The organism is Pseudomonas sp. Irchel s3b2, from assembly GCF_900187445.1.
Classification (GTDB): domain Bacteria; phylum Pseudomonadota; class Gammaproteobacteria; order Pseudomonadales; family Pseudomonadaceae; genus Aquipseudomonas.
Map to the genome: position 1 here is coordinate 111742 of NZ_FYEB01000003.1, position 23756 is coordinate 135497.

Genomic DNA, 23756 nt, shown 5'->3' on the forward strand with positions numbered 1-23756 from the left:
GCGGGCGCTTGACAGGGGTGACTGGTCAGTCTTGTGGGGGCTTTGCGAGGCGAGTATCCTCGGCGGTCCGTCTGTCCAACAGTAAAAAGCGGAATGCCCCTATGTCTGATCTGAAAACTGCCGCTCTCGAATATCATGCCCATCCCCGTCCAGGGAAGCTGAGTGTCGAGCTCACCAAGGCCACCGCTACCGCCCGCGACCTGTCGCTGGCCTACAGCCCCGGCGTAGCCGAACCAGTACGCGAAATCGCCCGCGATCCTGAACTGGCCTACAAATACACCGGCAAAGGCAACCTGGTTGCAGTCATTTCCGATGGCACCGCGATTCTCGGCCTGGGTAACCTCGGCCCATTGGCTTCCAAGCCGGTTATGGAAGGCAAAGGTGTACTGTTCAAGCGCTTCGCCGGCATCGATGTGTTCGACATCGAAGTCGACTCCGAAAGCCCGCAAGCCTTCATCGACACCGTCAAGCGTATCTCCATCACCTTCGGTGGCATCAACCTGGAAGACATCAAGGCACCTGAGTGCTTTGAGATCGAACGCGCTCTGATCGAGCAGTGCGACATTCCGGTATTCCACGATGACCAGCACGGCACCGCAATCGTTACTGCGGCCGGCATGATCAACGCCCTGGAAATTGCTGGCAAAACCCTGGCTGACGCCAAGATTGTTTGCCTGGGTGCCGGTGCTGCCGCCATCTCCTGCATGAAATTGCTGGTGAGCATGGGCGCCAACATCGAAAACATCTACATGGTTGACCGTACCGGCGTGATCCACTCCGGGCGTGACGATCTGAACCAGTACAAGGCTGTGTTCGCTCACGCGACCGAGAAGCGCACCCTGGCTGACGCGCTGGAAGGCGCTGACGTGTTCGTTGGCCTGTCCGGCCCGAACCTGCTGAGCGCTGAAGGCCTGAAATCCATGGCGGCCAACCCGATCGTGTTCGCGTGCTCGAACCCGGATCCGGAAATCTCCCCGGAACTGGCTCACGCCACCCGTAACGACGTGATCATGGCTACCGGCCGTTCGGACTACCCGAACCAGGTCAACAACGTACTGGGCTTCCCGTTCATCTTCCGTGGTGCCCTGGACGTTCGCGCCAAGCGCATCAACGAAGAAATGAAAGTGGCGGCCGCCAACGCCCTGCGTGAACTGGCCAAGCTGCCAGTGCCTCAGGAAGTGTGCGACGCCTACGGCGGCATCAAACTGGAATTCGGTCGTGAGTACATCATTCCGAAACCAATGGATGCCCGTCTGATCACCCTGATCTCCGATGCTGTGGCCAAGGCTGCGATCGAGACCGGTGTGGCGACCCTTCCGTATCCGAAGAACTACCCGCTGAAAAGCGTGGATGATGTGTTCAACGGCTAAGTCGTTGTAGCGCTTCAACCAAAAGCCCCGGCTTTCGCGAGTCGGGGTTTTTTATTACCTGCGGTTTTTGTGGTGTCTTTGAGGGCCTCTTCGCGGGCAAGCCTCGCTCCACAGGTTGTGCGCGATATCAAAATTGGCGCGTAACCCGTAGGAGCGAGGCTTGCCCGCGAAGGGGCCGGCTCAGTCAACATCTAAGTCAGCAGGCAATAAAAAACCCCGCACTTCTTTCGAGGGCGGGGCTTTTTGGTGTCGCTGGGCGATCAGAACAAATCGATCGGCGCCGCCTCGTCCGCCGGCAGCGGGCTGCCCGGCACATTGCCGTTGCCCAGCTCGTTCACCGACGGAGGGGTGTCTTCGGCCTTGAACAGCTCGAAATAGGCGCCTGGCGTGCCTGGAGTAGCTGCACGGCCGCTGACCGGGTCGACGCGCAGGCTGAGGATACCTTCCGGCTCCGGTTGGGTATGCGGCGGCTTGTCCTTGAGGGCAGCGGCCATGTAGTTCATCCAGATCGGCAGGGCGACGGTGCCACCGAACTCGCGTTTGCCCAGGCTTTCCGGTTGATCGAAGCCAGTCCAGACGGTGGTTACGTAATCGGCGTTGTAGCCGGAGAACCAGGCGTCCTTGGATTCGTTGGTAGTGCCGGTCTTGCCTGCGATGTCGCTGCGGCCCAGGGCCAGCGCCCGGCGGCCGGTGCCGAGTTTGATCACGTCCTCAAGCATGCTGTTGAGGATGTAGGTGGTGCGCCCATCGACGATACGTTCGGCCACGGCTGGCGTTTGTGGCGCTGGCTGGGTGCTCGGTGCTTCGCCTGGAGTGGCGTTGACCGTGAAGGTATTGGAGGCCGGCACGGCGATGCCATCGCTGGCGACGGCGCCTTTCGGAACGCTCGGCGGATTGGCAACGAATAGCGTATCGCCGTTACGGCTTTCGATTTTGTCGATGATGTACGGGGTGATCTTGTAGCCGCCGTTAGCGAATGTAGCCCAGCCAGTGGCGATTTCCATGGGGGTCAACGTCGCGGTACCCAGCGCCAGGGACAGGTTGCGCGGCAGGTCCTGCTTGTTGAAGCCGAACTTGCTGATGTAGTCGATGGTGCGATCGACGCCCAGCGCTTGCAACAGGCGGATCGATACCAGGTTGCGCGATTTGTAGAGCGCTTCACGCATGCGGATCGGGCCGAGGAAGGTGTTGGTGTCGTTCTTCGGACGCCAGACCTTGTCCAGATACTCGTCGACGAACACGATCGGTGCGTCGTTCACCAGGCTGGCGGCGGTATAGCCATTGTCCAGGGCGGCGCTGTAGACGAACGGCTTGAAGCTCGAACCCGGCTGACGCTTGGCCTGCATGGCGCGGTTGTAATTGCTCTGCTCGAAGGCGAAACCGCCGACCAGTGAACGAATGGCACCGTTCTGCGGGTCGAGGGAAACCAGTGCGCCCTGGGCCTGTGGAATCTGACTGAATTTGAGTGAATTGTCTGGCTGACGCTGTACGCGAATCAGATCACCGACCTGCGCGACATCCGACGGCTGCTTCGGATTGGCGCCCATGCTGTTGGTGTTCAGGAACGGACGAGCCCACTTCATGGTGTCCCAGGCGACGTGCTCTTCGCCGATACCCGTGCGGGTCAACACCTGCACACCGTTCTTGTCGACCTGGGTCACGATCGCCGGTTCCAGACCGCTGATGATTCGCTGTTTGGTCAGCTCCTGAGTCCAGGCCTCTCGGGTTTTACCCGGCAGGCGTGACTCGGGGCCGCGATAACCATGCCGTTGATCGTAGGTCATCAAGCCTTCGTGAACTGCGGTGTTGGCCATCTCCTGCAAATCGCTCGGCACCGTGGTGGTGACACGGAAACCTTCGGTGTACGCATCGCTGCCATAGCGGCCGACCATTTCGGCACGGGCCATTTCGGCGACGTACGGTGCGTTCACTTCCGGGGTCGGTACATGGTAGCTGGCGTTCAGCGGCTCATTGATCGCGGTGGTGTAGTCGGCTTCGGTGATCTTGCCGAGCTTGTACATGCGCCCCAGGATCCAGTCGCGACGCTCTTTGCTGCGGGCCGGGTTGGCTAGCGGGTTGAAACGCGACGGGGCTTTTGGCAGGCCGGCGATCATCGCCATCTGCGCCAGGCTGACATCGCGAATCGACTTGCCGTAATAGACCTGCGCCGCTGCCTCGATGCCGTAGGCGCGGTTGCCCAGATAGATCTTGTTGACGTACAGCTCGAGAATCTCGTCCTTGGTCAACTGCCGTTCGATCTGCAGGGCCAAGAGGATTTCGGTGGTCTTGCGCGAGAAACTGCGCTCGCTGGTCAGGAAGAAGTTCTTCGCCACCTGCATGGTGATGGTGCTGCCGCCGGATTGAATGTGTCCGCTTTTTACCAGTTGGGTGGCGGCACGCATCAGGCTGCTGGGATCGACGCCATAGTGGTTGGCGAAATTGTCGTCTTCAGCACTTAGTAACGCATTGATGAAATTGGGGGGGATGTCGGCGAAACGGATCGGAGTGCGGCGCATTTCGCCAAATTCTGCGATCAACTTGTTGTCGCTGCTGTACACCCGCAAAGGAATCTGCAACTGAATACTTCTCAGCGCCTCCACGGATGGCAATCCAGGGCTAAGGTAAAGAAAAGCGCCGCTCAGACTCAGGAGCAGTCCGCAGAAAACGGCGACGATGGACCAACCGAAAAATTTCAGCAGACGAATCAAGGCTTTTGGATATCCAGGGCAAAGAATGAATTAGGCATCAGGGTTCAGGCTATACAGAAAATGACCCGCGCTTGCAGTGAAAAGCGGAAAAAACGCTCGGCATTATAAGCATTTTTCCGTCGGGGGGCGTCATTTGCGCTTCTGTCAAGACGGGGGGTATTGAACGCAATGGATATTACAGAGTCCGTAACTCACGGATAGTCATAGGGAATTGGTAGTGCTAGGACTCTTCAATAAAAAAGCCAATACGCTTCTGGGGATCGACATCAGCTCCACGTCGGTGAAGCTATTGGAGCTAAGTCGCCAGGGCGACCGCTATCGGGTTGAGGCCTATGCGGTCGAACCGCTGCCCGCCAGTGCCGTGGTCGAGAAAAATATCGCCGAGCTCGAAGGCGTGGGGCAGGCTCTTGCGCGCGTGCTGTCCAAGGCCAAAACCAGCCTCAGGAACGTTGCCGTGGCGGTGGCCGGTTCGGCGGTGATCACCAAGACCATCGAGATGGACGCCGGTCTTTCCGACGACGAGATGGAAAACCAGCTCAAGATCGAGGCCGATCAGTACATTCCTTATCCACTGGATGAAGTGGCGATCGACTTCGAAGTGCAAGGCGTGTCGGCGCGCAACCCCGAGCGGGTCAATGTGCTGCTGGCGGCCTGTCGCAAGGAAAACGTCGAGGTCCGTGAAGCGGCCCTGGCTCTGGCCGGGTTGACCGCGCGTGTGGTCGATGTCGAAGCCTATGCGCTGGAGCGATCATTCGGCCTGCTGGCAACCCAGTTGGCCGCTTCTCAGGAGCGTCTGACCGTGGCGGTGGTCGATATCGGCGCCACCATGACCACCCTGAGCGTGCTGCACAACGGGCGGATCATCTACACCCGCGAACAATTGTTCGGCGGCCGTCAACTGACGGAAGAAATCCAGCGTCGTTATGGCCTGACCGTCGAGCAGGCGGGGCTGGCGAAGAGGCAGGGCGGTTTGCCGGACGATTATGTCAGCGAGGTCTTGCAGCCGTTTCGTGATGCATTGGTGCAACAGGTGTCGCGCTCATTGCAGTTTTTCTTTGCCTCCGGCCAATACAACTCGGTCGATCACATCCTCCTGGCCGGCGGCACCGCCTCGGTCCCAGGGCTGGAACGATTGATCGAGCAGCGACTGGGTACGCCGACCTTGGTCGCCAATCCATTCTCCGACATGACCCTGAGCAGCAAGGTCAACGCCGGTGCCTTGGCGAGCGATGCCCCCGCATTGATGATCGCCTGCGGGCTGGCCCTCAGGAGTTTCGACTGATGGCGCGGATCAATCTTTTACCCTGGCGTGAAGAGTTGCGCGAAGGGCGTCGCAAACGCTTTTTGCTGGCGTTGGTCGGTGTGCTAGTGGGTTCGGTGGGGGCGCTGCTGATTGCGGACCAGGTTATTAACGGCGCCATTAATCGGCAAGTCGCCCGTAACGATTACATCGGCAAGCAGATTGCGGTGGTCGACGAGCGGATCAAACAGATCAGCGACCTGAAGGCCCGCCGGCAGCAACTTGTCGAACGCATGCGCATTATTCAGGACCTGCAGGGCAACCGGCCGATCAGCGGGAGGATTTTCGATCAGTTGGCGCGTACTTTGCCGGATGGCGTTTACTTCACCGAAGTGAAAATGGTCGGCAAGACGTTGTCCATCACCGGCGCGGCGGAGTCCAACAATCGTGTTTCGGATCTGATGCGCAATCTTGATGCGTCCGACTGGTTCGATGCGCCCAATCTCACGGAAGTCAAAGCGACAACCGCCGGTCAACTGGATCAGGCCAATGTTTTTCAGTTGACCGTTCGTCAGACTCAGCCCGTCGTTGTGGGGGTCGCTAAATGAGACTGTCCGAATGGTTCGAAGGGTTGCGCCAGATCGACATCAACGATCTGGACACCAACAACATGGGGTCCTGGCCTCCAGCGATCAAGGTCCTGGCGGGTGTCCTGCTGATGGTTCTGGTGCTGGCCCTGGGCTACAGCTTCTTGATCAGTGATCTGCAAAATCATCTGGAACTCAGGCGCGAGGAAGAGTCGACGCTCAGGGAGCAATTCGCGACCAAAGCCCATATGGCGGCGAATCTGGAGCTGTATACCCAGCAGATGAAGGAAATGGAGAACTCCTTCGGCATGCTATTACGGCAATTGCCCAGCGACACCGAAGTGCCCGGCCTGCTGGAGGACATCACCCGCACCGGTCTGGGCAGTGGCCTGGAGTTCGAAGAAATCAAGCTGCTCCCGGAGGTCACCCAGCAGTTCTACATCGAGCTTCCTATCCAGATCACCGTCACCGGCGCCTATCACGACCTGGCCACTTTCGTCAGCGGCGTGGCCGGGCTGCCGCGGATCGTCACCCTGCATGACTTCAACCTGGCGCCGGCCAATCCCGACGGCGGTCCGAAGTTGCGCATGAGCATCCTTGCCAAGACCTATCGCTACAACGACAAGGGGTTGCAGAAATGAACCCGATTCGTTGCCTGTCGATGGTTATGTGTCTAGTCATCCTGGCCGGTTGTGGCGGCGACGCTGACTTCAGCGACCTGGATGCCTATTTGAACGAAGTGCGCCTGCGTGCGCCCGGCAAGATTGAACCAACGCCGACATTCCGGTCTTACCCGACATTCACCTACAACGCCGCCAACCTGCGTAGCCCGTTCTCCCGGCAGGTCAGAGTCGATCTGGCCGGGCAGAAGCACGGCTCGCGTAACGTCAAACCCGACCCCAGCCGGGTCAAGCAGTACCTCGAAGGTTTCAACATCGAGCAATTTGAAATGGTCGGCACGATCTCCAATTCGAATGGCTCCTTTGCGCTGCTGCGCGGGGCGGGCGGCGTGCACCGGCTGAAAGTCGGCGATTACCTGGGGCGTAACGATGGACGGATCGTCGCCATCAGCGGTTCGCAAGTTGACGTGGTCGAAATCGTTCCCGATGGCGAAGGTGCCTGGCTGGAACGGCCGCGAACCATCCCTTTGAAAGAGCACTCATAGTGGAACTCGAATAATGAACAGGATTTTCTCAACCTTCGGTATTTCGCTATGGATAGCGTTTCTGTCGCCGATGGTACAGGCGGCCAACCTCAAAGCGCTGGATGTCGCCGCGCTGCCCGGTGACCGTGTCGAGTTGAAGTTGTCGTTCGATGGGCCGCCGCCGCAGCCCCACGGTTACACGACTGAGCAGCCTGCGCGGATTGCGCTGGATCTGCCGGGGGTCACCAGTCAACTGACGAACAAGAATCGGGACCTGGGCGGCGGCAATGCCCGCAGCGCCACGGTGGTTGAGGCCAAGGACCGCACACGGCTGATCATCAGCCTGACTCAATTAACCCCGTACAACGCACGCGTCGAAGGCAACACTCTGTTCGTGGTCGTCGGGCAAGAGGCCGGTAACAAGGCATCCAAACCGATCACCCCCACACCGCGCGCAGCCACTGCGACGCCAGCGCCCGCCAGGGTCAATGCGCCTGTGGGCAAAGCCATCCGGGGCGTGGATTTCCAGCGCGGCACTCAGGGTGAGGGCAATGTGGTCATCGATCTGTCGGATCCGTCCATCGCCCCGGACATTCAGGAGCGCGATGGCAAAATCATCGTCGGCTTCACCAAGACTCAACTGCCTGAGCGGTTGCGTGTGCGCCTCGACGTCAAGGATTTCGCCACGCCGGTGCAGTTCGTCAATGCCAGCGCCACGGGCGACCGTGTTGTTATCAGTATCGAGCCCAGCGGTGCCTTCGATTATTCGACCTATCAGACCGACAACAAACTGACCGTCAGCATCCGTCCGATGACTGTCGATGACTTGCACAAGCGCAACGCCGAACGCTTTGCCTACACCGGCGAAAAACTCTCGCTGAATTTTCAGGACATCGATGTGCGCTCGGTGCTGCAACTGATTGCCGATTTCACCAACCTCAATCTGGTGGCCAGTGACACAGTGCAGGGTGGCATCACGTTGCGGCTGCAGAATGTGCCGTGGGATCAGGCGCTGGACCTGGTGTTGAAAACAAAAGGCCTGGATAAACGCAAAATCGGTAACGTGCTACTGGTGGCGCCGGCCGATGAAATCGCTGCTCGAGAACGCCAGGAACTGGAGTCGCAGAAGCAGATCGCTGAACTGGCGCCTCTGCGTCGCGAGCTGTTACAGGTCAACTACGCCAAAGCCGCCGATATCGCCAAGCTGTTCCAGTCGGTGACCAGTGCCGAGGCGAAAATCGACGAGAGAGGGTCAATCACTGTTGACGAGCGAACCAACAACATCATTGCTTACCAGACTCAGGATCGGCTCGACGAACTGCGTCGCATCGTTGCGCAATTGGATATTCCGGTGCGTCAGGTAATGATCGAGGCGCGCATCGTCGAGGCCAACGTCGATTACGACAAAAGCCTTGGCGTACGTTGGGGTGGTTCGGTGCAGAAGGGTAACTGGAACACGTCCGGGGTCAACGGCTCTTCGACCACCATCGGTACGCCGGGCAGCACCAGTACCAACTCGCCGTTTGTCGACTTGGGGACCTCTGCCAATACCTCGGGGATCGGCATCGCCTTCATTACCGACAATGTGCTGCTGGACCTTGAGCTTTCGGCCATGGAGAAAACCGGCAACGGGGAAATTGTCTCGCAGCCCAAGGTAGTCACGTCCGACAAGGAAACCGCGAAAATCCTCAAGGGCACCGAGATTCCCTATCAGGAAGCCAGCTCCAGCGGCGCGACCTCGGTGTCGTTCAAGGAGGCCTCGCTGTCCCTTGAAGTGACGCCGCAGATCACTCCGGACAACCGCATCATCATGGAAGTCAAAGTCACCAAGGACGAACCGGACTACCTGAACAAAGTGCAGGACGTGCCGCCGATCAAGAAAAACGAGGTCAACGCCAAGGTCCTGGTCAACGATGGCGAGACCATCGTTATTGGGGGTGTTTTCTCAAATACTCAGAGCAAGGTTGTAGATAAGGTGCCATTTCTCGGTGATGTGCCGTATCTTGGCCGCCTTTTCCGGCGTGACGTGGTCTCGGAGAAAAAATCCGAGCTGCTGGTGTTTCTCACTCCGCGTATCATGAACAATCAGGCGATTGCTGTGAGTCATTGATTCTGTGCGAAATTTGATTCTTGTTGGACCGATGGGGGCTGGAAAAAGCACCATCGGCCGGTTGCTGGCCAAAGAGCTGCGCCTGCCGTTCAAAGATTCCGATAAGGAAATTGAATTGCGCACGGGTGCCAATATTCCGTGGATCTTCGATAAAGAAGGCGAACCGGGCTTTCGTGACCGCGAGGAGGCGATGATTGCCGAACTGTGCGCGTTCGACGGCGTAGTGTTGGCGACCGGTGGCGGAGCAGTCATGCGCGAAGCCAATCGGAGGGCGCTGCACGCCGGTGGTCGGGTGGTGTATCTGCATGCGTCTGTCGAGCAGCAGGTCGGCCGAACGGCTCGCGACCGCAATCGGCCATTGTTGCGCACTGCCGATCCAGCCAAGACCCTGCGGGACTTGCTGGCGATCCGTGATCCGCTGTACCGGGAAATCGCCGACCTGGTGGTGGAAACCGATGAGCGGCCGCCGCGGATGGTGGTGCTCGACATCCTCGAACGCTTGCAGCAGCTACCTCCACGTTAATGCGCGGCGTGAAATGCGCTATCCTCGGCGTCCTGTCGCAGCCGCTCAAGGTTGTGGCGGCTGGCTACCGAACGGCGTCACACCAGCAGACGTCGTGGAATTCGTTAACTCAAGGCAGGGATGCCTGATTCCATCTTCACTGTGGGGACACATGCAGACACTCAAGGTCGATCTAGGCGAGCGCAGCTACCCGATTCATATTGGCGAAGGTTTGTTGGATCAGCCTGAGCTGCTGGCCCCGCATATCCGCGGGCGGCAGGTGGCGATCATCTCCAACGAGACCGTCGCGCCGCTCTACCTCGAGCGTCTGACCCGCAGTCTTGCGCAGTTCTCGGTAATTTCCGTGGTGCTGCCCGACGGCGAAGCCTTCAAGACCTGGGAAACCCTGCAACTGATTTTTGACGGCATGCTGACTGCCCGGCACGATCGCCGCACCACGGTAATCGCCCTGGGTGGCGGCGTGATCGGTGACATGGCCGGTTTTGCGGCCGCCTGTTACCAGCGTGGCGTCGATTTCATCCAGGTGCCGACCACGTTGTTGTCACAAGTCGACTCCTCGGTGGGCGGCAAGACCGGGATCAATCACCCGCTGGGCAAGAACATGGTCGGCGCCTTTTATCAGCCCAATGTGGTGCTGATCGATACCGCCACCCTCAACACCCTGCCGCCCCGCGAACTGTCCGCCGGGCTGGCGGAAGTCATCAAATACGGGCTGATCTGCGACGAGCCGTTCCTGACCTGGCTCGAAGAAAACGTCGATCGCCTGCGAGCGCTGGACCAGACCGCCCTGACTTACGCCATCGAACGATCCTGCGCGGCCAAGGCTGCGGTGGTCGGTGCCGACGAGAAAGAGACGGGCGTGCGTGCCACATTGAATCTGGGCCACACTTTCGGCCACGCGATCGAAACCCACATGGGCTATGGTGTCTGGCTTCATGGTGAAGCAGTCGCTGCTGGCACCGTAATGGCTTTGGAAATGTCCGCGCGCCTGGGCTGGATCAGCGAACAGGAGCGTGATCGCGGTATTCGCCTGTTCCAGCGTGCCGGCCTGCCGGTCATCCCGCCGGAAGAAATGACCGAAGCCGATTTTCTCGAACACATGGCAATTGACAAGAAAGTGATCGACGGTCGTTTGCGCCTGGTGCTGCTGCGCCGCATGGGCGAAGCAGTGGTGACCGACGATTATCCGAAAGAGATTTTACAGGCCACGCTGGGAGCGGATTACCGCGCCCTGGCTCAGCTTAAAGGTTAATAAGATCCCGATGACTAGTTTGCATGCCGACGAGGCTTTCCTCGGCCATTACCAGTTAAGTCATGACCCTTTCGCTCCACGGGTGCCTGGCTTCAAATTTTTTCCGGCCCAGCGCAAACCGGTGCTGGGGCAGTTGCATCATCTGGCCCGTTACAGCCAGTTGTTGCTGGTGGTCACTGGCCCTCAAGGCAGCGGCAAAACCCTGTTGCGTCAGGCCCTGGTAGCCAGCACCAACAAACAGTCAGTGCAGAGCGTGGTGGTTTCCGCCCGTGGCGCCGGCGATGCAGCCGGTATGCTGCGTCAGGTGGCTCAGGCGCTGAACGTCGAGCAAGCCGAAATCGGCGCGATCCTGGCCCAGGTGGTGCAACTTGCCCTCACCGGGCAGGAAGTCTACTTGCTGGTGGATGATGCCGAGCAGCTCGACGAATCCGCGCTGGAAGCCTTGCTGGCTTTGGCCGCTGGTGCGCCCGAAGGTCGCCCGCACGTGTTCCTGTTCGGCGAATCGTCGCTGATTGCTCAGCTTGACGCGCTGAGCCTCGAGGAAGAGCGTTTTCACGTCATCGAATTGCAGCCCTACACCGAAGAAGAAACCCGCGAATATCTGGACCAGCGTCTTGAAGGCGCCGGCCGTGGTATCGAACTTTTTACTGCGGATCAGATCTCTGATATTCACGAAAGCTCCGACGGCTGGCCTGGCACCATCAACCAGGTTGCCCGCGATGCGATGATCGAAGCCATGATTGCCAGCCGCTCAGCGGTGAAGCGTCCAAGTATGGGGTTCAACATGCCGAAGAAACACGTATTGGCGATTTCCGCCGTTGTCGTGGTCGCGGTAGCCGCCGCCTGGTTGATGCCGGGTCGCAGCAAAGCACCGACCACCGGCGCGCCTGCCAACGAACAGGCGCAATTGCCGCTGGGCCAGGGCGCGCCACAACCTGACAGCGGTGGTGCTCCCGCCGTGGAATTCGCCGGTAATTCGCAACCGATGCCGTTGCCGTTGGTCGGCAACTCGCAGCCGGTAATGCGTGGTCCGTTGGCCGAAGCGGCCGGTGGTATCACCGAAGGCGACGACGGCGTGCCGGTCGAAGGTTCCAGCGCTACACCGCCAACCGTGACCACGATTGCGCCGCCTGCTGGTATCCAGCCGGGCCCGGCGCCAACGCCTGCCGCCAAACCGGTTCCAGCGCCGACTCAGGTCGCGACGGCCAAGCCAGTGCCTGCACCTGTAGCCAAGCCAGCGCCTGCACCTGTAGCCAAACCGGCTCCAGCGCCCGCCAAGCCGGCCGCTGCCGTCAAACCTGTCGAGAAGCCAGTCACCGTGGCCAAATCCGCCGGTGGTAGCTGGTACGCAGGCCAGGCGCCGGGCAACTACGTGGTGCAAATCCTCGGCACCAGCTCCGAATCGGCCGCGCAAAGCTTCGTCAAGGAGCAGGGCGGCGAGTACCGTTATTTCAAGAAAGTACTCAACGGCAAACCGCTTTACGTCATCACCTACGGTAACTTCGCCAACCGCGATGCAGCCGTTACCGCCATCAAGGCCTTGCCAGCGAAGGTTCAGGCTGGTAAACCTTGGCCTCGCACTGTCGCCAGCGTCCAACAGGAACTGGCAACAACTCGCTGAAGATTCGGCGGCCTTACCCAGGCCGCCTCTCCAAGCACCTCAAAATTTCTGCAAGTGCGCGCTGCCCGCAAGGGCGCGTGCCTTGTGGTGTCTGCGTCACAGTAGTCTTTGAGTCGCTGCGGTCAAAATTAAAAAAGTTTTGACTAGCACAGCATATCGCTTTAAACCTTTCACAAATGCGACATGGATTTGCGACATTTCGTCGTCAAATTTGTGAGCCTCTGTGTCGGTGTGTACAATGACCTCCCTTTTGCCCCCGCAAAGCTGGCGTACGTTCGGTGTGGATGGTAACTGGTTGAATTGAAAAGAAATTTGCCTCGACAAGAGGCAGCCTGGTGAGAAAGTGTCTATGAAAGCAGGTCTGTACCAACCAGATGAATTCAAGGATAACTGCGGTTTCGGCCTGATAGCCCATATGCAGGGCGAGCCCAGTCATACCCTTTTGCAAACGGCCATTGAGGCCCTGACCTGCATGACCCACCGCGGTGGGATCAACGCCGACGGCAAGACCGGTGACGGTTGCGGTCTGCTGATTCAAAAGCCGGATGTATTCCTGCGTGCGATTGCCCAGGAAACCTTCGGCGTCGAAATGCCCAAGCAATACGCCGTGGGCATGGTTTTCTTCAACCAGGATCCGGTCAAGGCCGAGGCCGCTCGCGAGAACATGAACCGCGAGATCCTGGCCGAAGGCTTGCAACTTATCGGCTGGCGCAAAGTGCCGATCGATACCAGTGTCCTCGGCCGTCTGGCCCTCGAGCGCCTGCCGCAGATCGAACAAGTGTTCATCGGTGGTGAAGGCCTGAGCGATCAGGACATGGCGATCAAGCTGTTCAGCGCCCGTCGTCGTTCGTCTGTGGCCAACGCCGCCGACGTCGATCACTACATCTGCAGCTTTTCCCACAAGACCATCATTTATAAAGGCCTGATGATGCCGGCGGACCTGACCGCCTTCTATCCAGACCTGAGCGACCAGCGCCTGCAAACCTCGATCTGCGTGTTCCACCAGCGCTTTTCGACCAACACTCTGCCGAAATGGCCGCTGGCGCAGCCGTTCCGCTTCCTCGCCCACAATGGCGAGATCAACACCATCACCGGCAACCGTAACTGGGCAGTGGCCCGTCGCACCAAGTTCGCCAACGATCTGATGGATCTGGAAGAGCTCGGCCCACTGGTCAACCGCGTCGGTTCTGACTCCTCCAGCATGGACAACATGCTCGAGCTGATGGTCACCGGTGGCATCGACCTGTTCCGTGGCGTGCGGATGATCATTCCGCCTGCGTGGCAGAACGTCGAAACCATGGATCCGGATCTGCGGGCGTTCTACGAATACAACTCGATGCACATGGAACCGTGGGACGGCCCGGCCGGCGTGGTCATGACCGACGGTCGCTACGCGGTGTGCCTGCTCGACCGTAACGGTCTGCGTCCGGCGCGTTGGGTCACCACCAAGAACGGCTTCATTACCCTGGCCTCGGAAATCGGTGTCTGGAACTACCAGCCTGAAGACGTGATCGCCAAGGGCCGCGTCGGACCTGGCCAGATCTTTGCCGTGGACACCGAAACCGGTCAGATCCTCGACACCGATGCCATCGACAACCGCTTGAAGTCCCGTCATCCGTACAAGCAATGGCTGCGCAAGAATGCCCTGCGCATCCAGGCGACCATGGAAGACAACGACCATGGTTCGGCGTTCTACGACGTCGACCAGCTCAAGCAATACATGAAGATGTACCAGGTCACGTTCGAAGAACGCGACCAGGTGCTGCGTCCGCTCGGCGAGCAAGGCTACGAAGCCGTTGGCTCGATGGGCGACGATACGCCGATGGCCGTGCTGTCCCAGCGCGTGCGCACGCCGTACGACTATTTCCGTCAGCAGTTCGCGCAGGTCACCAACCCGCCGATCGACCCGCTGCGCGAAGCCATCGTCATGTCGCTGGAAGTCTGCCTCGGAGCCGAGCGCAACATCTTCCAGGAGTCACCGGAACACGCCTCGCGCGTGATCCTCAGCTCGCCGGTCATTTCCCCGGCCAAGTGGCGCTCGCTGATGAACCTCGATCGTCCGGGTTTCGAACGCCAGATCATCGACCTCAACTACGATGAAAGCGTCGGCCTCGAAGCGGCGATCCGCAACGTTGCCGATCAGGCTGAAGAAGCCGTTCGCGCCGGTCGCACCCAAATCGTGCTGAGCGACCGTCACATCGCCCCGGGAAAATTGCCGATCCACGCTTCGCTCGCCACCGGCGCGGTACACCACCGCCTGACCGAAAAAGGCCTGCGTTGCGACTCCAATATCCTGGTGGAAACCGCCACTGCTCGCGACCCGCATCACTTCGCCGTACTGATCGGTTTCGGCGCTTCGGCGGTCTATCCGTTCCTGGCGTATGAAGTGCTGGGCGACCTGATCCGCACCGGCGAAGTGCTGGGCGACCTCTATGAGGTGTTCAAGAACTACCGCAAAGGCATCACCAAAGGCCTGCTCAAGATCCTCTCGAAGATGGGCATCTCGACCGTCACTTCGTACCGCGGTGCGCAGTTGTTCGAAGCCATCGGTCTGTCCGAAGAGGTCTGCGAACTGAGCTTCCGTGGCGTGCCAAGCCGCATCAAGGGCGCGCGTTTCGTCGACATCGAAGCCGAGCAGAAAGCCCTGGCGGCCGAAGCCTGGAGCCCGCGCAAGCCGATCCAGCAAGGCGGCCTGCTGAAGTTCGTTCACGGCGGCGAATATCACGCCTACAACCCGGACGTGGTGAGCACCCTGCAAGCCGCTGTGCAGCAGGGCGACTACAGCAAGTTCAAGGAATACACGGCGCTGGTGGACAACCGTCCGGTGTCGATGATCCGTGACATGTTCAAGGTCAAAACCCTTGAGCAGCCGCTGGATATCAGCGAAGTCGAACCGCTGGAATCGGTTCTCAAGCGCTTTGACTCCGCGGGCATCTCCCTCGGCGCCTTGTCGCCGGAAGCTCATGAAGCCCTGGCCGAAGCCATGAACCGCCTCGGTGCGCGTTCCAACTCCGGCGAAGGCGGCGAAGACCCGGCGCGTTACGGCACCATCAAGAGCTCGAAAATCAAACAGGTTGCGACTGGCCGTTTCGGTGTGACCCCGGAGTACCTGGTCAACGCTGAAGTGTTGCAGATCAAAGTCGCTCAGGGCGCCAAGCCCGGCGAAGGTGGTCAGCTGCCTGGCGGCAAGGTCAACGGTCTGATCGCCAAGCTGCGTTACGCGGTGCCGGGCGTGACCCTGATCTCGCCACCACCGCACCACGACATCTATTCGATCGAAGATTTGTCGCAGCTGATTTTCGACCTGAAACAAGTCAACCCGAAGGCGCTGGTCTCAGTGAAGCTGGTGGCAGAAGCAGGCGTCGGCACCATCGCTGCCGGTGTGGCCAAGGCCTACGCGGACTTGATCACCATTTCCGGCTACGACGGCGGCACCGGGGCATCGCCACTGACCTCGATCAAATACGCGGGCGCACCGTGGGAACTCGGCCTGGCCGAAACCCACCAGACCCTGCGCGGCAACGACCTGCGCGGCAAGGTTCGTGTACAGACCGACGGCGGCCTGAAAACCGGCCTCGACGTGATCAAGGCAGCGATCCTCGGCGCTGAAAGCTTCGGCTTCGGCACGGCGCCAATGATCGCCCTGGGCTGCAAGTACCTGCGTATCTGCCACCTGAACAACTGCGCCACCGGCGTCGCGACCCAGAACGAGAAGCTGCGCAAGGATCACTACATTGGTACCGTCGACATGGTGGTGAATTTCTTCACCTACGTCGCCGAAGAAACCCGTGAGTGGCTGGCCAAGCTGGGCGTGCGCTCCCTCGAAGAGCTGATCGGCCGTACCGATCTGCTGGAAATCCTCGAAGGCCAGACAGCCAAGCAGAATCACCTGGACCTGACCCCGTTGTTGGGCAGCGATCACATCCCGGCAGACAAGCCTCAGTTCTGCCAGGTCGACCGCAACCCGCCGTTCGACAAAGGTTTGCTGGCCGAGAAAATGGTCGATCTGGCCACCTCGGCCATCAACGACATGAGCGGCGCCGATTTTGCCCTGGATATCTGCAACTGCGACCGTTCCATCGGCGCGCGGATCTCCGGTGAAATCGCTCGCAAGCACGGCAACCAGGGCATGGCCAACGCGCCGATCACCTTCCGCTTCAAAGGCACTGCCGGTCAGAGCTTTGGCGTATGGAACGCCGGTGGCCTGAATATGTATCTGGAAGGCGACGCCAACGACTACGTCGGCAAGGGCATGACCGGCGGCAAGCTGGTCATCGTTCCGCCGAAGGGCAGCATCTACAAGACTCAGGACAGCGCCATTATCGGCAACACCTGCCTGTATGGCGCCACCGGGGGCAAGCTGTTCGCCGCCGGTACCGCGGGCGAGCGTTTCGCCGTGCGTAACTCTGGTGCCCACACTGTCGTGGAAGGCACTGGCGATCACTGCTGCGAGTACATGACCGGTGGTTTCGTCTGCGTGTTGGGCAAGACCGGTTACAACTTCGGCTCAGGCATGACCGGCGGTTTCGCCTACGTGCTCGACCAGGACAACTCCTTTGTTGACCGGGTCAACCACGAACTGGTGGAAATCCAGCGGATCAGCGGTGAGGCGATGGAAGCCTATCGCAGCCACTTGCAACGCGTGCTGAACGAATACGTCGAGGAAACCGACAGCGAGTGGGGTCGTAACCTCGCTGAAAACCTCGATGACTATCTGCGTCGTTTCTGGCTGGTCAAACCCAAGGCTGCCAACCTGAAATCGTTGCTTTCCAGCACCCGTGCCAACCCGCAGTGATATGCGCCTGAAGAGTTTGATGAGGTTTTAACAATGGCTGAACGTCTGAATAACGACTTCCAGTTCATCGATGTCGGGCGCAAAGATCCGAAGAAGAAACTGTTGCGTCAACGCAAGAAAGAGTTCGTGGAAATCTACGAACCCTTCAAACCCCAGCAGTCGGCCGACCAGGCCCACCGCTGCCTGGGTTGCGGTAACCCGTATTGCGAATGGAAGTGCCCGGTGCACAACTTCATTCCGAACTGGCTGAAGCTGGTGGCCGAGGGCAACATCCTCCAGGCCGCCGAGCTGTCGCACCAGACCAACACCCTGCCGGAAGTCTGCGGCCGGGTGTGTCCGCAGGACCGTCTGTGCGAGGGTGCCTGCACCCTCAACGACGGCTTCGGCGCGGTGACCATTGGTTCGGTCGAGAAGTACATCACCGATACCGCGTTCGCCATGGGCTGGCGCCCGGACATGTCCAAGGTCAAACCGACCGGCAAGCGTGTCGCAGTCATCGGCGCGGGCCCTGCCGGCCTGGGCTGTGCCGACGTGCTGGTACGTGGCGGCGTGACCCCGGTAGTGTTCGACAAGAACCCGGAAATCGGCGGCCTGCTGACCTTCGGCATTCCCGAGTTCAAGCTGGAAAAGACCGTGCTGAGCAATCGCCGCGAAGTCTTCACCGGCATGGGTATCGAGTTCCGTCTGAACACCGAAGTGGGCAAGGACGTGACTATCGAGCAACTGCTTGAAGAATACGATGCCGTGTTCATGGGCATGGGCACCTACACCTACATGAAGGGCGGTTTTGCTGGTGAAGATCTGCCGGGCGTGCATGACGCGCTGGACTTCCTGATCGCCAACGTCAACCGCAACCTGGGCTTTGAAAAGTCGCCGGAAGATTTCGTCGACATGAAAGGCAAGAAGGTCGTGGTACTCGGTGGCGGCGACACGGCGATGGACTGCAACCGTACTTCGATTCGTCAGGGCGCCAAAGCGGTGACCTGTGCCTATCGCCGTGACGAAGCGAACATGCCGGGCTCGCGCAAAGAGGTGAAGAACGCCAAGGAAGAAGGCGTGAAATTCCTCTACAACCGCCAGCCGATCGCCATCGTGGGTGAAGACCGTGTCGAAGGCGTGAAGGTGGTCGAGACCCGTCTCGGCGAACCGGACGCCCGTGGCCGTCGTAGCCCCGAGCCGATCCCGGGTTCCGAAGAGATCATCCCGGCCGACGCCGTGGTCATCGCGTTCGGTTTCCGTCCAAGCCCGGCGTCGTGGTTCGAGCAGTTCAGCATCCAGACCGACAGCCAGGGCCGCGTCGTGGCGCCGGAACAAGGTCAGTACAAGCACCAGACCAGCAACCCGAAAATCTTCGCCGGTGGCGACATGGTGCGCGGTTCCGACCTGGTGGTGACGGCGATCTTCGAAGGGCGCAATGCCGCTGAAGGGATCCTGGATTACCTGGGCGTCTAACCCCCCGCACTGATCGTTCCCACGCAGAGCGTGGGAACGATCAGGCGAGTGAAACCGCGACAAATTGACCCGATAGACAAAAGGCTCAGCTCTTGCCGTGCCTTTTGCGTCGCGCTCTGAGAAAATGCCCGCACTTTTTTTCCGGATGCCGACATGACTGCCCTGAAGAACGACCGTTTCCTTCGCGCCCTGCTCAAGCAACCCGTAGACGTCACCCCTGTGTGGATGATGCGTCAGGCCGGTCGCTACCTGCCTGAATACCGCGCCAGCCGTGCCAAGGCCGGTGATTTCATGAGCCTGTGCATGAACCCGGCGTTCGCTTGCGAAGTCACGATGCAGCCGCTCGACCGCTATCCGCAACTGGACGCGGCGATCCTCTTCTCCGACATCCTGACCATCCCCGATGCCATGGGCCAAGGCCTGTACTTCGAGACCGGTGAAGGTCCGCGCTTCAAGAAAGTCATCAGCACCCTGGCCGACATCGAAGCCCTGCCGATTCCTGATCCGCACAAAGACCTCGGCTACGTCATGGACGCGGTCAGCACCATCCGTCGCGAACTGAACGGCCGCGTGCCGTTGATCGGCTTCTCCGGCAGCCCATGGACCCTGGCTACCTACATGGTCGAAGGCGGTTCGTCGAAAGACTTCCGCAAGACCAAGGCCATGCTCTACGACAACCCGCAAGCCATGCACCTGCTGCTGGACAAGCTCGCGCAGTCGGTCACTTCGTACCTCAACGGCCAGATCATGGCTGGCGCGCAAGCGGTGCAGATCTTCGACACTTGGGGCGGTAACCTCTCCGCAGCGGCCTATCAGGAATTCTCCCTGGCCTACATGCGCAAAATCGTCAGCGGCCTGATCCGCGAGCACGAAGGCCGTAAGGTTCCGGTCATCCTGTTCACCAAGAACGGCGGTCTGTGGCTGGAAAGCATCGCCGACGCTGGCGCTGATGCGTTGGGCCTGGACTGGACTTGCGACATTGGCGAAGCGCGCCAACGCGTCGGCAGCAAAGTCGCCCTGCAAGGCAACATGGACCCGACCGTGTTGTACGCCAAGCCAGAAGCCATTCGCACCGAAGTCGGCCGCATCCTCGCCAGCTACGGCAAGGGCAGCGGCCACGTGTTCAACCTCGGTCATGGCATTACGCCGGAAGTTGATCCGGAGCACGCTGGTGCATTCCTGCGTGCGGTGCATGAATTGTCGGCGCAGTATCACGAGTAATCGTGACCCAATAAAAAACGCCCGGCTTAGACCGGGCGTTTTTGTTTCACGATCTTTTGCTTTTAAGCTTTCACACCACTTAACGGCGGCAACTTCGCCAGCTTCAACGCCACCAACAGCGCAATCACCAACAACCCGCCAATAAACAACCCGATCCCGTTCCAGCCTCCCAGGTGCCAGGCCACGCCGCCCGCCGTACCCGCAATACTCGACCCGGCGTAATAGCTGAACAGGTACAGCGACGACGCCTGTCCTCTGGCCTTGATCGCACGACGGCCGATCCAGCTACTGGCTACCGAATGCGCCCCGAAGAAGCCGAAGGTAAAGATCAGCATGCCAATGAGCACCACTGGCAACGGTGTGAACATGGTCAGGGCGAGGCCGGCAATCATCAGCACAATGGTTGCCCAGAGCACTTTGCGTCGGCCAAGTTGGTCAGCCAGGGCGCCGATTTTCGCCGAGCTGTAGATGCCCGACAGGTACACCACCGAGAGCAGCCCGACGAAGGCCTGATCCATGTGGTATGGCTCGGCCAGCAAGTGATAACCGATGTAGTTGAACAGCGTGACGAACGCGCCCATCAGCACGAACGCCTCGAGGAACAGCAGTGGTAGACCGGCATCGCGAAAGTGCATGGTGAAGCCTTCCAGCAAGCTGCGCGGATGCAACGAGCGGGCGCGGAAGTTGCGCGATTCCGGGAGGATTTTCCAGAACACCGCAGCAGCAATCAGCGCCAGGCCTCCGATGACCAGCATCGCCGTGTGCCAGCTGACGAAGTCGATCAACACGCCGACGATCAACCGTCCACACATGCCGCCGATGGCGTTGCCAGCGATGTACAAGCCCATGGCCAGGCCGAGGTGCTGCGGATGAATTTCTTCGCTCAGGTAAGTCATCGCGACCGCCGCCAGACCGCTCAACGACAGCCCCACCAGCGCCCGCATCACCAGCACGCCTTGCCAGCTCGGGATCATCGCGCTGGCCATGGTGCACAGCGCTGCGGCAAACAGGGCGGCGACCATCACCGGTTTACGCCCGATGCGATCAGAGATAGGACCGGTGATCAGCAAGCCGATGGCGAGCATGCCGGTGGCAACCGACAGGATCAGGCTGCTCTGGGCTGCGTTGATGGAAAACTCGCGGGACAGCAGCGGCATCATCGGCTGCACGCAGTAGAGCAGGGCAAAGGTCGCGAAGCCGCCCGAGAACAGCGCCAGCACCGTGCGCATGAACAGCGGCGTGCCTTTTTCGATATAGATCTCGCTGAGCTCAGCGACGACACCGTCCGGCGCCGTGGGCGGAATTTCATGGGCGAGTGGAGCGACAGCAGTTTTCACTTCGGACCTCGGAGGGGCGCTAGCCGGTCAGGCAATGAAAAAATCATATAGCTGCCTAATGATTCAATCCAATATATTGTTCGACCTGTTTGATAGGTTGAACGACCTAATGGAGTTTTCATGGAATTGCGTCACCTGCGCTACTTCATCGCCGTCGCCGAAGAACTGCATTTCGGCCGCGCCGCTCAGGTGCTGGGCATCTCTCAGCCGCCGCTGAGCCAGCAGATTCAGGCGCTGGAGCAGGAGGTCGGTGCGCGGCTTTTCGAGCGGACCAATCGTCGGGTCGAACTCAGTGAGGCCGGTCGGCTGTTTCTGGAAGAGGCGCGGTTGGTGCTGGCTCAAGTCGGCAAAGCGGCAGATGTGGCACGGCGGGCACAACTTGGTGAACTGGGTGAGTTGAAGATCGGCTTCACTTCGTCGGCACCATTCAATTCGACCATTCCCCAGGCGATTTTCTCGTTTCGCCAGCGCTTCCCGGCGGTGCATCTGAACCTGCGGGAAATGAGCAGCACCCAAGTGGCCGATGCACTGGTGGACGAGTCGATTGAAGTCGGCATCATGCGACCGCTGGGCTTGCCGGATTCGCTCAGCGTGGTGGAACTGATGCGCGAGCCACTGGTGGCGGTGCTCAGCTCCAAGCATCCGCTGGTGAACGGCAGCGAAGAGGGCTTGTTTCTCTCGGCCTTGGCCCTCGAACCGTTCGTATTTTTCCCACGCAGCTATGGCAGTGGTCTGTACGCCCAACTGCTCAGCCTGGCGAGGGATGCCGGTTTCAGCCCACACTTTGCGCAAGAGGCTGGCGAGGCGATGACGATTATCGGCTTGGTGGCGGCAGGTTTGGGGGTGTCGGTGTTGCCGGCGTCGTATCAGCGGATGCGTATCGATGGCGTGGTGTATCGGCCGTTGCTGGATCCGGAAGCGGTGTCGGCGGTGTGGCTGGTACAACGCAAGGATCAGAAATCGCCGATGGCCAGGGCGTTTGTTGAATTGCTGACGCGTAAGGTTGAACCATTGAAGTCTTAACAACGGGTGACCCCAGTGGGGTCACCCGTTTTTCTTTACCAGACACTATGAACGAGCCCCATGAAAGACAGGACACCGTTTCCCCCTTACGATAAGGGATAGGCAAACGGTTATGTTTATGACTAACAGCAACGATAAGAGTGGGGAGCTTTTGGGCCAGGAGCGGCGGCGCCGCTGGAGCCCAGAGCAAAAGCTGGCCATGGTTCGCGAGAGCCTTGAACCAGGACAAAGTGTGTCGGTCGTCGCTCGGCGCAACGGCATCAATGCCAATCAGCTGTTTCTGTGGCGCAAGCTTTATCAGGACGGCAGCCTGTCGGCGGTCAGTGCCGGCGAAGCCGTGGTGCCTGCCTCCGAGTTGAGCGATGCGCTCAAGCAGATCCGTGAACTGCAACGGATGCTGGGCAAGAAAACGATGGAAGCAGAAATCCTCAAAGAGGCCGTGGAGATCGCCCGGTCGCGAAAATGGATTGCGCACTCACCCTTGTTGCCGGGGGACGACCAGTGAAGCTGGTCAGCGAATGTCTCGGTGTGGCGCGCTCGCAATTAACGGTTCGAATCAAGCAGTTGGTATCGTCCAAAGTGCGGCGAAGCCGGCCTGTGAACGATGCTGAGCTGGTAGTTGAAATCCAGCAACAGGTCAGCGAGTTACCCAGCTATGGCTACCGTCGTGTCTGGGGATTACTGCGCCGCGCCCGTGAAACCCAGTTGCTGCCCGCGATCAATGTGAAGCGGGTTTACCGGGTGATGCGTGATCACAACCTGCTGCTTGAGCGCCGGATCAAACAACCCGGCGTGCCGCGTCGGCACGAAGGCCGTATTGCGGTGGAAACCAGCGATACGCGTTGGTGCTCGGACGGCTTTGAGTTCCGCTGCGAGGACGGCGCCAAACTGAGCGTGACCTTCGCCCTGGACTGCTGTGATCGCGAGGCCATCGGCTGGGTCGCGAGCCCGACTGGGTACAGCGGTGATGATATCCGCGACTTGATGCTGGAAAGCGTGGAGAAGCGTTTTGGTGATCAACTACCCACCACGCCGGTGCAATGGCTGAGTGACAACGGCTCGGCGTACACCGCCGAACAGACGCGCCTGTTTGCTCGACAGATCGGTTTGCAGCCGGTGACCACACCAGCGCGCAGCCCGCAAAGCAACGGCATGGCCGAGAGCTTTGTGAAGACGATCAAGCGTGATTACGTGGCGCACATGCCCAAGCCGGATCGAGAAACGGCGCTGCGCAACCTGGCCATTGCCTTCGAGCATTACAACGAGCAGCATCCGCACAGTGCTTTGAACTATCGCTCACCGAGGGAGTTCAGGCGCTTGGCGGCGGCATCAATTTAATGGGGAGTTGGTGTCCGGTTTTGTAGGGGCAAGTC

Annotated in this window: 16 protein-coding genes; 14 read left to right on the plus strand and 2 right to left on the minus strand. The window is 59.8% G+C overall.

Translation table 11 applies throughout. The annotated features are described in order from the left end of the window. The first annotated feature begins 101 nt into the window (after positions 1-101). Positions 102-1370 (plus strand): malic enzyme-like NAD(P)-binding protein, encoded by a 1269-nt coding sequence (locus CKW20_RS10105; protein ID WP_007899225.1) that lies wholly within the window; start codon positions 102-104, stop codon positions 1368-1370. A gap of 260 nt (positions 1371-1630) precedes the next feature. On the opposite strand, the gene CKW20_RS10110 is transcribed toward CKW20_RS10105, so the two are convergent. Continuing rightward, entirely contained in the window at positions 1631-4075 is a 2445-nt protein-coding gene (locus CKW20_RS10110) for a penicillin-binding protein 1A (RefSeq protein ID WP_371857420.1), read from the minus strand. Between the two features lie 220 nt (positions 4076-4295). Here CKW20_RS10110 and CKW20_RS10115 point away from each other — a divergent pair, with 220 nt between their 5' ends. The 11 genes from CKW20_RS10115 to hemE all read left to right on the plus strand — a co-directional run bounded on the left by CKW20_RS10115 (position 4296) and on the right by hemE (position 20023). Beyond that, entirely contained in the window at positions 4296-5360 is a 1065-nt protein-coding gene (locus CKW20_RS10115; protein ID WP_095052787.1) for a pilus assembly protein PilM, read from the plus strand. Further along, entirely contained in the window at positions 5360-5926 is a 567-nt protein-coding gene (locus CKW20_RS10120) for a PilN domain-containing protein (protein ID WP_095052788.1), read from the plus strand. The genes CKW20_RS10115 and CKW20_RS10120 overlap by 1 nt, the downstream gene beginning before the upstream one ends. Next, the gene (gene pilO, locus CKW20_RS10125; RefSeq protein ID WP_095052789.1) at positions 5923-6546 is read left to right on the plus strand and encodes a type 4a pilus biogenesis protein PilO; all 624 of its coding nucleotides are present in this window, start codon (positions 5923-5925) and stop codon (positions 6544-6546) included. Before CKW20_RS10120 ends, pilO begins: the two co-directional genes overlap by 4 nt. Next, complete coding sequence (locus CKW20_RS10130) at positions 6543-7070, plus strand: pilus assembly protein PilP (protein WP_095052790.1); 528 nt, start codon at positions 6543-6545, stop codon at positions 7068-7070. The genes pilO and CKW20_RS10130 overlap by 4 nt, the downstream gene beginning before the upstream one ends. Before the next feature lie 13 nt (positions 7071-7083). Further along, positions 7084-9159: a type IV pilus secretin PilQ gene (gene pilQ, locus CKW20_RS10135; RefSeq protein ID WP_095052791.1), complete on the plus strand. Its 2076-nt coding sequence runs from the start codon at positions 7084-7086 to the stop codon at positions 9157-9159. 4 nt (positions 9160-9163) lie between these two features. Continuing rightward, the gene (gene aroK, locus CKW20_RS10140) at positions 9164-9682 is read left to right on the plus strand and encodes a shikimate kinase AroK (RefSeq protein WP_033864863.1); all 519 of its coding nucleotides are present in this window, start codon (positions 9164-9166) and stop codon (positions 9680-9682) included. A 151-nt stretch (positions 9683-9833) separates the two neighbouring features. Beyond that, positions 9834-10934, plus strand: a complete 1101-nt coding sequence (aroB, locus tag CKW20_RS10145; RefSeq protein ID WP_095052792.1) for a 3-dehydroquinate synthase — start codon at positions 9834-9836, stop codon at positions 10932-10934. Between the two features lie 10 nt (positions 10935-10944). Continuing rightward, positions 10945-12555 carry an SPOR domain-containing protein gene (locus CKW20_RS10150; protein WP_095052793.1) on the plus strand — a complete coding sequence of 537 codons (1611 nt, stop codon included), beginning with the start codon at positions 10945-10947 and terminating at the stop codon, positions 12553-12555. 349 nt (positions 12556-12904) lie between these two features. Then, complete coding sequence (gltB, locus tag CKW20_RS10160; protein WP_095052794.1) at positions 12905-17350, plus strand: glutamate synthase large subunit; 4446 nt, start codon at positions 12905-12907, stop codon at positions 17348-17350. Between the two features lie 33 nt (positions 17351-17383). Further along, entirely contained in the window at positions 17384-18802 is a 1419-nt protein-coding gene (locus CKW20_RS10165; RefSeq protein ID WP_063341817.1) for an FAD-dependent oxidoreductase, read from the plus strand. Positions 18803-18955: 153 nt separating this feature from the next. Continuing rightward, positions 18956-20023, plus strand: a complete 1068-nt coding sequence (hemE, locus tag CKW20_RS10170; RefSeq protein ID WP_052965076.1) for a uroporphyrinogen decarboxylase — start codon at positions 18956-18958, stop codon at positions 20021-20023. Between the two features lie 62 nt (positions 20024-20085). Here the strand turns inward: hemE and CKW20_RS10175 are convergent, their stop codons facing one another. Further along, positions 20086-21327, minus strand: a complete 1242-nt coding sequence (locus CKW20_RS10175) for an MFS transporter (RefSeq protein ID WP_371857421.1) — start codon at positions 21325-21327, stop codon at positions 20086-20088. A gap of 153 nt (positions 21328-21480) precedes the next feature. Between CKW20_RS10175 and CKW20_RS10180 the strand changes: the two genes are divergently transcribed. Beyond that, positions 21481-22383, plus strand: coding sequence for a LysR family transcriptional regulator (locus tag CKW20_RS10180; protein WP_095052796.1), 903 nt, complete (start codon positions 21481-21483; stop codon positions 22381-22383). Between the two features lie 118 nt (positions 22384-22501). Next, positions 22502-23721, plus strand: a protein-coding gene (locus tag CKW20_RS10185; RefSeq protein ID WP_371857415.1) for an IS3 family transposase whose coding sequence is annotated in 2 segments (ribosomal slippage) — positions 22502-22847 and positions 22847-23721 — 1221 coding nt in all. Because the reading frame shifts where the segments join, the coding sequence is not laid out codon by codon here. Positions 23722-23756 lie beyond the last annotated feature (35 nt).